This is a genomic window from Micromonospora sp. NPDC057141 (assembly GCF_042670805.1).
Lineage (GTDB): Bacteria > Actinomycetota > Actinomycetes > Mycobacteriales > Micromonosporaceae > Micromonospora.
This window is the reverse complement of record NZ_JBHUVA010000040.1, coordinates 17,984-30,667: the sequence shown is the minus strand read 5'-3', so window position 1 is coordinate 30,667 and position 12,684 is coordinate 17,984. Positions and strand designations below refer to the sequence as shown.

17 protein-coding genes are annotated in these 12,684 nt (G+C 75.8%); 1 reads left to right on the top strand and 16 read right to left on the bottom strand.

Annotated elements, in window-relative coordinates; genetic code table 11:
- Positions 1 to 3: 3 nt before the first annotated feature.
- From ACFT41_RS20020 to hisD, 10 genes are all read right to left on the bottom strand, one after another.
- On the bottom strand, positions 4 to 423 hold the full coding sequence (locus ACFT41_RS20020) for an organic hydroperoxide resistance protein (RefSeq protein WP_377586507.1): 420 nt from the start codon (positions 421 to 423) through the stop codon (positions 4 to 6).
- Positions 424 to 428: 5 nt separating this feature from the next.
- Positions 429 to 875 carry a MarR family winged helix-turn-helix transcriptional regulator gene (locus tag ACFT41_RS20015; RefSeq protein ID WP_377586445.1) on the bottom strand — a complete coding sequence of 149 codons (447 nt, stop codon included), beginning with the start codon at positions 873 to 875 and terminating at the stop codon, positions 429 to 431.
- Between the two features lie 89 nt (positions 876 to 964).
- Positions 965 to 1,354: a RidA family protein gene (locus tag ACFT41_RS20010; protein ID WP_377586447.1), complete on the bottom strand. Its 390-nt coding sequence runs from the start codon at positions 1,352 to 1,354 to the stop codon at positions 965 to 967.
- Entirely contained in the window at positions 1,351 to 2,076 is a 726-nt protein-coding gene (gene priA / locus ACFT41_RS20005; protein ID WP_377586449.1) for a bifunctional 1-(5-phosphoribosyl)-5-((5-phosphoribosylamino)methylideneamino)imidazole-4-carboxamide isomerase/phosphoribosylanthranilate isomerase PriA, read from the bottom strand. Before priA ends, ACFT41_RS20010 begins: the two co-directional genes overlap by 4 nt.
- A 31-nt stretch (positions 2,077 to 2,107) precedes the next feature.
- The gene (locus ACFT41_RS20000) at positions 2,108 to 2,431 is read right to left on the bottom strand and encodes a hypothetical protein (protein ID WP_377586451.1); all 324 of its coding nucleotides are present in this window, start codon (positions 2,429 to 2,431) and stop codon (positions 2,108 to 2,110) included.
- Positions 2,432 to 2,473: 42 nt separating this feature from the next.
- Positions 2,474 to 3,118, bottom strand: a complete 645-nt coding sequence (gene hisH, locus ACFT41_RS19995; RefSeq protein WP_377586453.1) for an imidazole glycerol phosphate synthase subunit HisH — start codon at positions 3,116 to 3,118, stop codon at positions 2,474 to 2,476.
- Complete coding sequence (locus tag ACFT41_RS19990; protein WP_377586455.1) at positions 3,118 to 3,288, bottom strand: hypothetical protein; 171 nt, start codon at positions 3,286 to 3,288, stop codon at positions 3,118 to 3,120. The genes hisH and ACFT41_RS19990 overlap by 1 nt, the downstream gene beginning before the upstream one ends.
- Positions 3,289 to 3,290: 2 nt before the next feature.
- Complete coding sequence (gene hisB / locus ACFT41_RS19985) at positions 3,291 to 3,902, bottom strand: imidazoleglycerol-phosphate dehydratase HisB (protein ID WP_043967336.1); 612 nt, start codon at positions 3,900 to 3,902, stop codon at positions 3,291 to 3,293.
- Positions 3,902 to 4,972 carry a histidinol-phosphate transaminase gene (locus ACFT41_RS19980; RefSeq protein WP_377586457.1) on the bottom strand — a complete coding sequence of 357 codons (1,071 nt, stop codon included), beginning with the start codon at positions 4,970 to 4,972 and terminating at the stop codon, positions 3,902 to 3,904. Before ACFT41_RS19980 ends, hisB begins: the two co-directional genes overlap by 1 nt.
- Positions 4,969 to 6,291, bottom strand: coding sequence for a histidinol dehydrogenase (gene hisD / locus ACFT41_RS19975; protein WP_377586459.1), 1,323 nt, complete (start codon positions 6,289 to 6,291; stop codon positions 4,969 to 4,971). The genes ACFT41_RS19980 and hisD overlap by 4 nt, the downstream gene beginning before the upstream one ends.
- A 137-nt stretch (positions 6,292 to 6,428) precedes the next feature.
- Here hisD and ACFT41_RS19970 point away from each other — a divergent pair, with 137 nt between their 5' ends.
- Positions 6,429 to 7,130 carry an LON peptidase substrate-binding domain-containing protein gene (locus tag ACFT41_RS19970; RefSeq protein ID WP_377586461.1) on the top strand — a complete coding sequence of 234 codons (702 nt, stop codon included), beginning with the start codon at positions 6,429 to 6,431 and terminating at the stop codon, positions 7,128 to 7,130.
- Here ACFT41_RS19970 and ACFT41_RS19965 read toward each other — a convergent pair.
- The 6 genes from ACFT41_RS19965 to ACFT41_RS19940 form a co-directional block, all read right to left on the bottom strand.
- On the bottom strand, positions 7,045 to 7,914 hold the full coding sequence (locus ACFT41_RS19965) for a DUF2567 domain-containing protein (RefSeq protein ID WP_377586463.1): 870 nt from the start codon (positions 7,912 to 7,914) through the stop codon (positions 7,045 to 7,047). The two genes, ACFT41_RS19970 and ACFT41_RS19965, sit on opposite strands and share 86 nt — an antisense overlap.
- An 86-nt stretch (positions 7,915 to 8,000) precedes the next feature.
- The gene (locus tag ACFT41_RS19960; protein WP_377613948.1) at positions 8,001 to 9,620 is read right to left on the bottom strand and encodes an AAA family ATPase; all 1,620 of its coding nucleotides are present in this window, start codon (positions 9,618 to 9,620) and stop codon (positions 8,001 to 8,003) included.
- A gap of 76 nt (positions 9,621 to 9,696) precedes the next feature.
- Positions 9,697 to 10,605: a hypothetical protein gene (locus tag ACFT41_RS19955; protein WP_377586467.1), complete on the bottom strand. Its 909-nt coding sequence runs from the start codon at positions 10,603 to 10,605 to the stop codon at positions 9,697 to 9,699.
- 3 nt (positions 10,606 to 10,608) lie between these two features.
- The gene (locus ACFT41_RS19950; RefSeq protein WP_377586469.1) at positions 10,609 to 11,553 is read right to left on the bottom strand and encodes an RluA family pseudouridine synthase; all 945 of its coding nucleotides are present in this window, start codon (positions 11,551 to 11,553) and stop codon (positions 10,609 to 10,611) included.
- The gene (gene lspA / locus ACFT41_RS19945) at positions 11,550 to 12,161 is read right to left on the bottom strand and encodes a signal peptidase II (RefSeq protein ID WP_377586471.1); all 612 of its coding nucleotides are present in this window, start codon (positions 12,159 to 12,161) and stop codon (positions 11,550 to 11,552) included. Before lspA ends, ACFT41_RS19950 begins: the two co-directional genes overlap by 4 nt.
- A gap of 62 nt (positions 12,162 to 12,223) precedes the next feature.
- Positions 12,224 to 12,643 carry a TraR/DksA family transcriptional regulator gene (locus ACFT41_RS19940; RefSeq protein ID WP_043969309.1) on the bottom strand — a complete coding sequence of 140 codons (420 nt, stop codon included), beginning with the start codon at positions 12,641 to 12,643 and terminating at the stop codon, positions 12,224 to 12,226.
- Positions 12,644 to 12,684 lie beyond the last annotated feature (41 nt).

The window sequence follows — 12,684 nt, the reverse complement described above, 5'->3', positions numbered from 1 at the left end:
TGCTCAGGCGGCGAGGGCCTCGCGGACGGTGAGGGTGACCTCGATGTTGCCCCGGGTCGCGTTCGAGTAGGGGCAGACCTGGTGGGCCTGGGCGACGAGCTGCTCGGCGACGGACCGGGGGACGGTCGGCAGGTCCACCACGAGGGCGGCGGTCAGGCCGAAGCCGCCGCTGCCGTTCGCGCCGATGCCCACCTCGGCCTCGACGACCGAGCCGGTCACGTCGGCCTTGGCCGCCCGGGCCACCCTGCGCAGGGCCGAGTGGAAGCAGGCGGCGTACCCGGCGGCGAAGAGCTGCTCCGGGTTCGCGGCGCCGCCCGCGCCGCCCAGCTCCTTCGGGATCGCGAGGTCGAGCTCGAAGGTGCGGACGTGGCCGTCGCGGCCGTCGCCGGTGGCGCGGGCGTTGGCGGTGTAGAGGACCTGCATGGTGATCATTTCTCCTTCTGTCGGTGGATCGTCTCGGTGACCCGGGTGAGGGTGTCGCGCAGCCCGATCAGCTCGGCCTCGGTGAGCCCGGTGGCCAGGGCCACCCGCAGCGGCACCCCGCACATCCGCTCGCGCAGCCCGCGGCCGGCGTCGGTGAGGCGCACCTCCACCCGCCGCTCGTCGGCCGCCGACCGGGACCGGACCAGCGCCCCGGCGGCCTCCAGCCGCTTGAGCAGCGGGGAGAGCGTGCCGGAGTCCAGCCGCAGGGCGGCGCCCAGCTCGGAGACCGCAGGCGCGTCGTCGCCGCGCTCCCAGAGCACCAGCAGCACCAGGTACTGCGGGTAGGTGAGGCCGAACTCGTCGAGGATCGGCCGGTAGACGTCGGTGACGGCGCGCGACGCCGCGTAGAGCGCGAAGCACACCTGCCGTCCCAGCACCAGATCGTCGGTCACGGAAGAAACGTAGTGCGCGATTAAATTGCGCACAACCTAATCGGCCGCACTGTGCCCCGACTCACCCCGCCCGGCGGCGGGGCGAGGGTTCAGCGGTCGCCGAGGTACGCCTCCAGCTCCACCTCGACCAGGTGTTCGGGGTCGAGCAGGGCAGCCACCACGACCAGGGTCGCCGCCGGCCGCACCGCCCCGAACACCGCGCTGTGGGCCCGGCCCACCTCGTCGGCGTACGCGCGGTCCGTCACGTACATCCGGGTGCGCACCACGTCACCGGGCTCCGCGCCGACCTCGGCGAGGGCCGCCAGGCCGATCCGCAGCGCCTGGGCGGTCTGCGCGGCGGCGTCCCCCACGTGCACCACCCGGCCGTCGACCGTCGCCGTGCAGCCGGCCGTGACGGCCCGGTCGCCGGCCCGGACGACCCGGGAGTAGCCGTACCGCGCCTCCCAGGGGCCGCCCGAGCCCAGCCGGGTGACGGTCACGCGGCGGCGAGCACGTCGAGGGCCTGCCGCACGGTGAACGCGCCCGCGTACAACGCCTTGCCGGCGATCACACCCTCCACGCCGACCGGCTCCAGGGTCGCCAGGGCGCGCAGGTCGTCCAGCGTCGAGACGCCGCCCGAGGCGATCACCGGGGCGTCGGTGCAGGCGCAGACCTCGCGCAGCAGGTCCAGGTTCGGCCCGCGCATGGTGCCGTCCTTGGTGATGTCGGTCACCACATACCGGGAGGCGCCCGCCTTGTCGAGCCGCTCCAGCACCTCGTACAGGTCGCCGCCGTCGCGGGTCCAGCCCCGCGCCGAGAGGGTACGGCCCCGCACGTCCAGCCCGATGGCGACCCGGTCGCCGAACTCGCCGCAGACCCGGTCACACCACTCGGGGTCCTCCAGCGCGGCGGTGCCGATGTTGACCCGCGCCGCGCCGGTGCCCAGGGCGGCCCGCAGCGACGCGTCGTCCCGGATCCCGCCGGACAGCTCCACCCGCACGTCGAGCCGGCCGACCACGTCGGCCAGCAGCGCGGCGTTGGAACCCCGGCCGAACGCGGCGTCCAGGTCCACCAGGTGGATCCACTCCGCGCCGTCGCGCTGCCAGGCCAGCGCCGCCTCCAGGGGGTCGCCGTAGGCGGTCTCGCTGCCGGCGGCGCCCTGCACGAGCCGGACGGCCTGGCCGTCGGCGACGTCCACGGCGGGCAACAGGGTGAGGCTCAACGCTCTTCTCCTCGCATCGATAACTTGCGCGTCAGGACCGGCGGCCCAGGGCGATCACCACGGCCGCCGGCAGCACCAGCAGCAACAGCACGACCAGCACCACCCGCAGCGCCAGGTCGTCGACGAAACTCCAGATGGCGACCACCGCCACCCCGGTCAGGCCGACGATCGCGGCCCGCTCGCCCCGGGAATGGCGGGCCAGCCGGCCGGTGCGGCGGCGCGGCCAGCGGGGCGTCAGCCGGCGTACCACCGCGCGGCGGCGCTCCCGGCGGGCCACCCGGCGGCGGCGCGCGGCCCGCTCCCGCTCCAGCTGGGCCTCGCGGGCCTGGCGCCGGCGGGCCCGCTCCTTGCTCACGCCGCGCCTCCCGGCCCGGTGCCCCGGCCGCGCGGGCCCCGCTCAGCCACCGGCGGGCACGGTGCCGAGCCAGTTGCGCAGCAGCGCCGCGCCGGTGTCGGCCGACTTCTCCGGGTGGAACTGGGCGGCCGAGAGCACGCCCCGCTCCACCGCCGCCACGAAGTCCGCCTCGTGGTGCGCGGTGGTCACCGCCGCGCCCGTAGCCGTCAGCAACGCCGGGTCCACCACCCCGTAGGAGTGGACGAAGTAGAAGCGGCTGCCGGCGGGCAGGCCCGCGAAGAGCACCGACGACGCCGGGGGCCGCACCGTGTTCCAGCCCATGTGCGGCAGCCGGGCGGCGGGCAGCCGCGTCACCGCGCCCGGCAGCAGCCCGAGCCCCTTGGTGACCACGCCGTGCTCGTCGCCGTGCTCGAAGAGCACCTGCATGCCCACGCAGATGCCCAGCACGGGCCGGCCGGCGGCGACCCGCTCGGCGATGACCGGGCCCGCGCCGAGCGCCTCGATCCCGGCCATGCAGGCGGCGTACGCGCCCACGCCCGGCACCACCAGGCCGTCCGCCCCGGCGGCGGCGGCCAGGTCGTCGGTCACGGTCACGTCGGCGCCGGCCCGCGCCAGGGCCCGCTCGGCCGAGCGCAGGTTGCCCGAGCCGTAGTCGAGCACCACGATCCGCTTGGTCCGATCGCTCATCAGCCCTCCCCGGGCAGCAGCCAGAGCACCCCACCGGCCGTGGCCAGCACCGCGAGCAACGCGGCGACCACCACCGCGCCGCGCGACGCGCCCTGGCGGTGCAGCGAGAACGCCCCGCCGACCAGCACCCCGGCGAGGATCAGCAGCAGGGTCGGCAGCACCCCGCCCACGGCTACAACGCGCCCTTCGTGCTGGGGATCGCGCCGGCCGACCGGGGGTCGAGCGCCGTGGCCTCGCGCAGGGCGCGGGAGACCGCCTTGAACTGGGCCTCCACCACGTGGTGGGCGTCGGGGTGGCCGCCGGGGCGGGCCGCGCGCAGCACGTCCACGTGCAGGGTGATCCGGGCCGCCTGGCCGAAGGACTCCCAGATGTGCCGGGTCATGCTGGTCGGGTAGACCGGCCCGATGTACGGGGCGAGCGCCGGCTCGTCGTGCACCACGTACGGGCGGCCGGACAGGTCGACGGCCGCCCGGACGAGGACCTCGTCCATCGGTACGGTCGCCGAGCCGTACCGCCGGATGCCGGCCTTGTCGCCCAGCGCCTGGTCGAACGCGGCGCCCAGGGCGAGCGCCGTGTCCTCCATCGTGTGGTGGGCGTCGATCTCCAGGTCGCCGACGGTGCGCACGGTCAGGTCGAAGCCGCCGTGCCGGGCGATCTGGTGCAGCATGTGGTCGTAGAAGCCGACGCCGGTGCCGATCTCGGCCCGGCCGGTGCCGTCGAGGTCGATCTCGACGAGGACCTTGGTCTCCTTGGTGATCCGCTCGACCCGGGCGGTGCGGCTCATCACAGACTCTCCATCGCGGTGAGGAAGGCGTCGGTCTCGGCGGGGGTGCCGGCGGTGACCCGCAGCCAGCCGGGCAGCCCGACGTCGCGGACGAGCACCCCGTGCTCCAGCAGGGCACGCCAGGCCACCGCCTGGTCGCCGCCCACCTGGAACAGGACGAAGTTGGCGTCGCTGTCGGCGACCCGGTGGCCCCGGGCGCGCAGCTCGGCCACGATCCGGTCCCGCTGCACCATGATCGCCTCGACCGTGGCCAGCAGGGCGTCGCGGTGCGCCAGGGCCGCGCGGGCGGCGGCCTGGGTGAGCGCCGACAGGTGGTAGGGCAGCCGCACCAGCTGCACCGCCGCTACCACGGCCGGGTCGGCCGCGAGGTAGCCCAGCCGGCCCCCGGCGAAGCCGAACGCCTTGCTCATCGTGCGGGTCACCACCAGCCTCGGGTGGCCGGGCAGCACCGCGAGGGCGCTGACCGTGCCGGGACGGGCGAACTCGGCGTACGCCTCGTCGACCACCACCATGCCGGGCGCGGCGTCGAGGACGGCGGCGACCACCGCCGGGTCCAGCGCCGTGCCCGTCGGGTTGTTCGGCGAGCAGAGGAACACCACGTCGGGGCGGTGCGCGCGGACCTGGGCCACCGCCTCGTCGGCGGGCAGCCCGAAGTCGGCCCCGCGCGCCGCCGGCACCCACCCGGTGCCGGTGCCGAGCGCCAGCAGCGGGTGCATCGAGTACGCCGGCGTGAAGCCGAGCGCCGTGCGCCCCGGCCCGCCGAACGCCTGCAACAGCTGCTGCTGGATCTCGTTGGAGCCGTTGGCCGCCCACACCTGCCCGACGGTGAGCCCGTGCCCCAGGTAGGCCGCCAGGTCGGCGCGCAGCGCCACGGCATCGCGGTCCGGGTAGCGGTTGAGGTCACGAAGCTCGGCGGCGAGGGCCTTGCCGATCGCGTCGGCCACCGCCTCGGGCACCGGGTAGGAGTTCTCGTTGGTGTTCAGCCGCACCGGCACGTCCAGCTGCGGCGCCCCGTACGCCGACAGGCCGCGCAGGTCGTCGCGGATCGGCAGGTCGTCCAGCGTCGTCACCGCGCCTCCCCCGGGAAGCGGACGGCGACCGCCTGGCCGTGGGCCGGCAGGTCCTCGACCCCGGCCAGGGTCACCACGTGCGGGGCCACCTCACGCAACGCCTCCTGCGAGTATTCCACCAGGTGGATGCCGCGCAGGAAGGACTGCACGGACAGCCCGGAGGAGTGCCGGGCGCAGCCGCCGGTGGGCAACACGTGGTTGGAGCCGGCGCAGTAGTCGCCGAGCGACACCGGCGACCACGCGCCGACGAAGATCGCCCCGGCGTTGCGTACCCGCAGCGCCCACTCGCGGGCGTTCTCGGTCTGGATCTCCAGGTGCTCGGCCGCGTACGCGTCGACCACCCGCAGGCCGTCCGCCAGGTCGTCGACCAGCACCACGCCGCTCTGCTCGCCGGTCAACGCGGTGGTGACCCGGTCGGCGTGCTTGGTCGCCGGGACCTGCCGGCCCAGCTCGGCCTCGACCGCGTCGGCCAGCGCGACCGAGCAGGTGACCAGCACGCTCGCCGCGAGGGGATCGTGCTCGGCCTGGCTGATCAGGTCGGCGGCCACGTGCGCCGGGTCGGCGGTGTCGTCGGCCAGGATCGCGATCTCGGTGGGGCCGGCCTCGGCGTCGATGCCGACCACGCCACGCAGCAGCCGCTTCGCGGCGGTGACCCAGATGTTGCCCGGACCGGTGATCATGTCGACGGGATCGCAGCGCTGCTCGCCGTCGGGGTCGACCGTCGCGCCGTAGGCCAGCATCGCCACCGCCTGCGCGCCGCCGACGGCGTAGACCTCGTCGACGCCGAGCAGCGCGCAGGCCGCGAGGACCCGGGCGTCGGGCAGGCCACCGTTCTCCTGCTGCGGCGGGCTGGCCACGACCAGCGACCGGACGCCGGCCGCCTGGGCGGGGACCACGTTCATCACCACGGTCGACGGGTACATCGCCAGGCCACCGGGGACGTAGAGGCCGACCCGGTCCACCGGCACCCAGCGCTCGGTGACGGTGCCGCCGGGCACCACCCGGGTGGTGTGGTCGACGCGGCGCTGGTCGTCGTGCACCCGCCGGGCCCGGCTGATCGACTCCAGCAGGGCGGCGCGGACCTGCGGGTCGAGCGTCCCCTCGGCCTCGGCGATCGCCTCGACCGGCACCCGCAGCCGCTCCGGCGAGACGCCGTCGAACCGCTCGCTCGCCTCGCGGATCGCCGGGTACCCATGCTCGCGGACCGCCTCCACGAGGGGGCGGATCCGCTCGACCGCCACGGAGACGTCGAGCTGGGCACGGGGCAGCAGGCGGCGGGGGTCACGGACGCCGCCGCGCAGGTCGATCCGATTCAACACGCCTGCGAGTCTAGGCGGCCGGGCCGGCGGCGGCCCGCGCCGCCCGCACGCCGGGACGGTGAGCCGAGCCACGCCGGCCAACGAGCGGGCCGAAACGGGCTCCGCCGGGACGGCGCGGGCGGGCTAGGCTCGGTCCCGTGACTGCACGGTTGCCGATCTTCCCCCTCGGGACGGTGCTCTTCCCCGGCCTGGTGCTGCCGCTGCACATTTTCGAGGAGCGCTACCGGGCCCTGGTGCGCCACCTCACGGGCCTGCCCGAGGGCGCCCCCCGGGAGTTCGGCGTGGTGGCCATCCGGGCCGGCTGGGAGGTGGCCCCCGGCACGCCGGGGCGGCCCGTCCCCGGGGTCGGCGGCGTCACGCTGCACGAGGTCGGCTGCACCGCCGAGCTGCGGCAGGTGACCGAGCTGGACGACGGCGGCTTCGACATCGTCACCGTGGGGCGGCGACGGTTCCGCGTCGCGCAGCTCGACGAGACCACCGAGCCCTACCTGACGGCCGAGGTGCAGTGGCTGCCCGAGCCGGGCGGCCCGGACGAGGCCGCCGCCCTGCTCGCGGCGCGGGTGATCTCGGTCTTCCGGCAATATCTCGGGCTGATCCGCCCCGACCCGGAGGACATCTCCGAGCAGCTGCCGGAGGACCCGACGGTGCTGTCCCACCTGGTCGCCGCGACCGCCATGCTGACCGTCGACGACCGGCAGCGGCTGCTCGCGGTCGACGACACCGCCGCCCGGCTCCGGGCCGAGCTGCGGCTGCTCAACCGCGAGGCGGCTCTGCTGCGCCAGGTGCGGGCGGTTCCGGTGCCGCTGTCGGAGCTGGCGAACCCGCCGGCTCCGAACTGACCCCCGGCCCTGCGGCGGGCGGGGCGGCGTAGACCCAGGACAGGTCGGGCTCGGGCTCGGGCTCCGGGCGCAGCGACGGCCAGCGCGACCAGCCGGCCAGCAGGGTGTACGTCACGGCCACGCCGAACGTCGGCAGCAGCAGGTTCCCGTACGGCAGGGGCAGCACGTCGAGGAGTCGGTGCAGGCCCCCGGCGCGCAGGTCGGCGGGCTTGGTGAACGCCTGCCCGTCCGGCGCGGCCGCCAGCAGCCGCTCGTACGTCGACAGGCCGACCCGCCGGCCCACCTGCCAGGCCACCAGCGCGGCGCCGAGGCCACCGGCCGCCCCGGCGAGCAGCCCGACCGGGCCGCGCCGCCGCCGCAGCAGCACCCACAGGCCCAGCGCGGCGAGCACGCCGAAGCCGAGCCCGAGCAGGCTGAACCAGCCGTCGGCGGCGATCGGCTGCTCCGGCTGCGGCTGGGCGTAGACGGCCCCTTCGGCGGTCTTGACCACCGGCGTGTCGGGGGCGACGGCCGCCCAGAGCAGGCCCAGCGGGACGCCCAGCGCGGTCAGGACGGCCGCCGCGCCCAGCGCCACCCCGGCCACCCGGCCCCGGCGGCGCTCGGGCCGGGTCACGTCGGCGGGGACCGGCGCGGTGGGCAGCTCAGCGGGCAGGTGGTGGGGCGGCCCGGCGAACGGACCGGCAGGCGGCACGGGGACCGGACCGGCAGGCGGCACGGGGACCGGCCCGGCGGGCGGGTCGGGACGGGGCGCGGGGCGGTCGGCGTCGGAGGTGTCCGGGCTCACCCGATGATCCTTACAGACCGGGGGCGTCCCCGGGTCGTCGGTGCCGCCGCCACAGCCGCTCGGTCGGCGCAGCGGGCTCGGCCGCCTCAGCGGGCGAAGGGTTCCAGCATGACCGACGCCGCGCGCAGCCACGCCTGCCGGGTCTCCGGCTGGAGCTGGTGGTATTCGATCGAGGAGCCGGTCTCCAGCGCCGGGTCGTAGGGCACCACGGCCACCGCCCGGGTGCGGGTGGCGAAGTGCCGCTCCAGGTCGTTCTGCAAGGGTGAGCGGCCCGGCGTCGGGCAGGAGATCAGGGTGACCGCGTTGTCGGCCAGCTCGCCCATGCCGACCTCGTGCAGCAGATCGAGCATCCAGTCGGCGCTGAACGCGGCGTCCTCCCGGGGCACCGTGGTGACCACGAGCTGGTCGGCGGCCTGCATCACCGTGCGCCAGTTGGGGCTCTCCACGTTGTTGCCGGTGTCCACGCAGACCACGTCGTGGGTGCGCCGCAGCAACTCCAGCACCCGCTTGACGGTGAACTGGTCGAGCCGCTGGGCGAACCGGGGGCTCTCCTCCCCGGCCAGCACGTCGTACGAGCCGTCGGCGGCGTGCCGCAGGTAGTCGTCGAGGCTGCCCAACAGGGAGGAGCCCTCCAGGATCTCGATCTGGGCGAGGTCGTGGATCAGGTGCCGGATCGTCCGGGCGTGCCGGGCACTGCCGGCGCGCAGCCCGAGGGTGCCGCGCAGCTCGTTGTCGTCCCAGGCGAGCACGCCCCGGCCGCGCACGCTGCCGACGGTGGCGGCGGCCAGCACCGTGGCGGTGGTCTTGTGCACCCCGCCCTTGGGGTTGGCGAAGGCGAGCACCCGGGGGGTGCCCAGGTCGCGGCGGAGCACCCCGGCGGCGCGTTCCAGCTCGCTCTCGGCGCTCTGCGCCCGCCACTCGATGCGGGCCGGATAGCCCCGCTCGACCACCGCAGGCGGCCCCGGCGGTGGCTGGTAGACCGGCTCAGCCACGGGCTGGTACGCCGCCTCGGCCCGGTAGACCGGCTCCGCCTGGGGCGGCGGGTAGGCCGGCTCGGGACGGTAGCCGCCGTTGTCGAGCAGCGAGTAGCGCGACTCGACCGGCGACGGCTCGGGACGGTAGCCGCCGTTGTCGAGCAGCGAGTAGCGCGACTGGGCGGGCGGGGCCGGGTCGGCGCGGCGCGGCGGCTCCGGGTCGAGGTGCCCGGGACCGGGCCGCCACGACGGCTCGGCCTGATAGGTCGGCTCGGGCGGGTAGCCGGCAGGCGCGGGCTGGTAGCCCAGCGGCTCCGGCTGATAGCCCGGCGGCTCCGGCTGATAGCCCGGCGGCTCCGGCTGATAGCCCGGCGGCTCCGGCTGGTGACCCGGGTCGATCCGGCGGGCCGGGTCCACCCGGTAGCTGGCCCCGGACCGGTAGCCGCCGCGCGCCGGCTCGGCCGGGTAGCCGGGCTCCGCGCCGTACGACTGCTCGCCCGGCGGGCCGATCGCCGCCGCCCGCCCGGCGTAGCCGTTGCCGGACGCGCGCCGGGGCAACGGCTCCGGCGCCGCGCGGGGCGCTTCCTCGGCGTTGCGGTCGACCTCGGCCTGCTCCGCGGTGCGACCGCCGAGCCGAGCCCGGTCGAGCAGCGCCCGCCACCGCGGTGCTGGTTCGGCCGGCCGACCCCAGCTGGTCTCCGTGCCGTCCAAGGCTCGCCCTCCCAGCGCCATCGATCTCCGCCTGACAGGCTACGAACGAAACCCTATTCGGACCACACCGGTCTGCGCACATCCTGATTCGGCTTTGTCACTTCTCCACCACCGTTCGGCTGCTCCTGGACGCGTCCGGGGAGGTCGCAGCGGCCGACGGGGCGGCACCGGGCACCGTCGAGGCTACGCCGGGTGCGGGTCCCGTCGCCGTCGGTGCCGCTTCCGACGTTTCGCCCACCCCCGGCGTCGGGCCGGCGTCGGCCGGCGGCCGGGCCACGTCGCGCTGCTCGGGCAGCGGCGGGGTCACCACCGCCCGGTCCAGCCGACGCAGCTCCGGGGCCGGGTCGACGGCGCGGACCCCGGGCCGGGCGGCCAGGGCCCGCAGCGCCTCGGGCGCGGCCCGCACGAGCGCCGCGTAGGCGCAGCCACACCCCGCCCGGTACGCCGCCGCCTCCCCCGCCGCGACCAGCGCCCCGGTCTCGTACGCCCGGCGCAGCTCGGTGTCGTCGGCGGCGGCGGCCCGGGCCCGCTGGTCGGCGGCCTCGCGGTCCTTGCGCCCCGCCACCCCGGCCATCCCCGCGACCACGTCCTGCGGGAGCCGCTGGGCCGACAGCCGGACGATCTCGGTCTGCCGGCCGGGCAGCGGCGCCCGCACCACCACCTCGGCCACCGCGACGCCGGCGAGGGCTTCGGCCAGCCGGCCCGGCGCGAGGTAGTCCGCGAACGACACCAGCGCGTACGTGTCGGACGGCGACCCGCCCGCCGGCAGGGCCGCGAGCTCGGCGGCGGCGGCACGCAGGTAGCCGGGGATCGGCTCGCCGGGGAGCACCCCGAGCCGGGTCACCTCGCCCACCGTGCGGTCGCCCACCGGCCGGTCGTGGCGACCGGCCCAGCCCGCCGTGACCAGCACCGCCGCCACCGACAGCAGCGCGGCGACCGTGAGCGCGCGGGGCCGCTGCCACGTCGGCGCGGGCCTCCCCGCCTGCCCGGAATCTCGGCTGGTCACCGGTCAGTCGCGGAGGATCCGCAGCGCCCGGTCCAGGTCGTCCGGATAGTCGCTGACGAAGGTGACCTCGTCGCCCGTGCGCGGATGCTGGAAGCTCAACGACCGGGCGTGCAGCCACTGCCGGGCCAGGCCGAGCCGGGCCGACAGGGTCGGGTCCGCGCCGTAGGTGACATCGCCCACGCAGGGGTGGCGCAACGAGGAGAAGTGCACCCGGATCTGGTGGGTACGGCCGGTCTCCAGCCGGACGTCGAGCAGGCTCGCCGCCGGGAACGCCTCCAGCGTGTCGTAATGGGTGATGCTCGGCTTTCCGCCGGAGACCACCGCCCACCGGTAGTCGTGGTGCGGGTGCCGGTCGATCGGGGCGTCGATGGTGCCGCGCGACGGGTCCGGGTGCCCCTGCACCACGGCGTGGTAGCGCTTCTCCACCTCGCGGTACTTGAAGGCCCGCTTCAGCGCCGTGTACGCCTGCTCGCTCTTGGCCACCACCATGATCCCGGTGGTGCCCACGTCGAGCCGGTGCACCACGCCCTGCCGCTCGGCCGCGCCGCTAGTGGAGATGCGGTGCCCGATCCCGGCCAGCCCACCGATGACGGTCGGCCCGGTCCAGCCGGGGCTGGGGTGGGCGGCGACGCCGACCGGCTTGTCCACCACCACGATGTCGTCGTCGGCGTACACGACGGTGAGGCCGGGCGCCGCCTGCGGCACCACGGTCGGCGGGGCGACCGGGGCGGGCAGCGTCACCTCCAGCCAGGAGCCGGCCTTGACCTTGTGCGAGTTCGGCCGGACGACGCCGTCGACGAGCGCGTCCCCGGCGTCGACCAGGTTCGCGGCGGCGGTGCGGGAGAGCCCGAACAGCCGGGACACGGCCTGGTCGAGCCGCATCCCGTCCAGGCCGTCGGGGACCGGCAGGGAACGGTGGTCGCCGGCGGCGGCGAACGCGGCCGTCACGCCCGCTCCCGCTGCTCGACCGGGGCTGCCTCGGCGGCGGCCTTGTCCCGGCCGAGCCGGGAACCGTCGCGCTGGCGGCCCGTCAGCTCCAGGAACACGGCCAGCACCACGCCGCAGACCAGCGCGCTGTCTGCCAGGTTGAACACCGGCCACACCTGCCCGTACGGGTCGAAGAGGCTGATCATGTCGACCACGTGGCCCACGAAGTGGCCGGGGGCGCGGAAGATCCGGTCGGCCAGGTTGCCCAGCGCCCCGCCCAGCACCAGGCCGAGTGAGACCGCCCACGGCACCGAGCGCAGCCGCAGGGCCATCCAGCCGATCCAGCCGATCACCGCCATGGTGATCAGCGGGAAGATCCAGGTGTGGTCGCTGCCGATGCTCCACGCCGCCCCGCTGTTGCGGGTGAGGCTGAGGTAGACCGCTCCCCCGAGCAGCTTCACCGGCTCCCGGTCGCTGAGCGCCTGGAGCGCGAGGTGCTTGGTGAGCAGGTCGGCCAGGAAGGCGAACAGGCCGACGCCGGCGAGGATCACGATCGCCCGGCGTCGGGGCCTGCCCCCGCCCGGCTCGGCGGTGCCGGTTTCGGTTCCGGCGGGCGGTGTAGCCGTCATCTGCTCCCCATCGACGCTCTCGGCGGTGATCGCTCACCGTCCTGATCGGCCGGGGAGCGAGGTCAGCGCCGCTCCTCCAGCTGCTTGCACTTCACGCAGAGGGTCGCCGACGGGAAGGCGGCGAGCCGCTCCACCGGGATCGGGTCGCCGCACTTCTCGCACCAGCCGTAGCCGCCCTCGTCGAGCCGCTCCAAGGCCCGCTCGACCTGCGTGATCCGTTCCCGGATGCTGTTGGCGAGTGAGATCTCCTGCTCCCGCTCGAACGTCTTGGTGCCGGTGTCGGCCTGGTCGTCCCCGGCCGAGTCGGTCAGCCGGTCGCGCTGCAGCTCGGTGATCTCGCTCAGCGTCTGATCGTACTCGGCGCTCAGCTCGTCACGGCGGGCCGCCAGCGCCGCCCGGATCTTCTCGGTCTCCGCCGCGCTGCGGGTGGTCCTGGCCACCGGCTTGCGCCCGGCGGTCCTGGTGTCGGCTGGCTTCACCATCGTCACTCCCTCGCGCCACGGGACCGCGGCGTGCCACGGCC

Coding starts and splice junctions, on each gene's coding strand:
- hisH (WP_377586453.1), bottom strand. CDS start 3,118: ATGAGCGATCGGACCAAGCGGATCGTGGTGCTCGACTACGGCTCGGGC.
- lspA (WP_377586471.1), bottom strand. CDS start 12,161: ATGACGGCTACACCGCCCGCCGGAACCGAAACCGGCACCGCCGAGCCG.
- ACFT41_RS20020 (WP_377586507.1), bottom strand. CDS start 423: ATGCAGGTCCTCTACACCGCCAACGCCCGCGCCACCGGCGACGGCCGC.
- ACFT41_RS19960 (WP_377613948.1), bottom strand. CDS start 9,620: ATGGCGCTGGGAGGGCGAGCCTTGGACGGCACGGAGACCAGCTGGGGT.
- hisB (WP_043967336.1), bottom strand. CDS start 3,902: ATGAGCCGCACCGCCCGGGTCGAGCGGATCACCAAGGAGACCAAGGTC.
- ACFT41_RS19940 (WP_043969309.1), bottom strand. CDS start 12,643: ATGGTGAAGCCAGCCGACACCAGGACCGCCGGGCGCAAGCCGGTGGCC.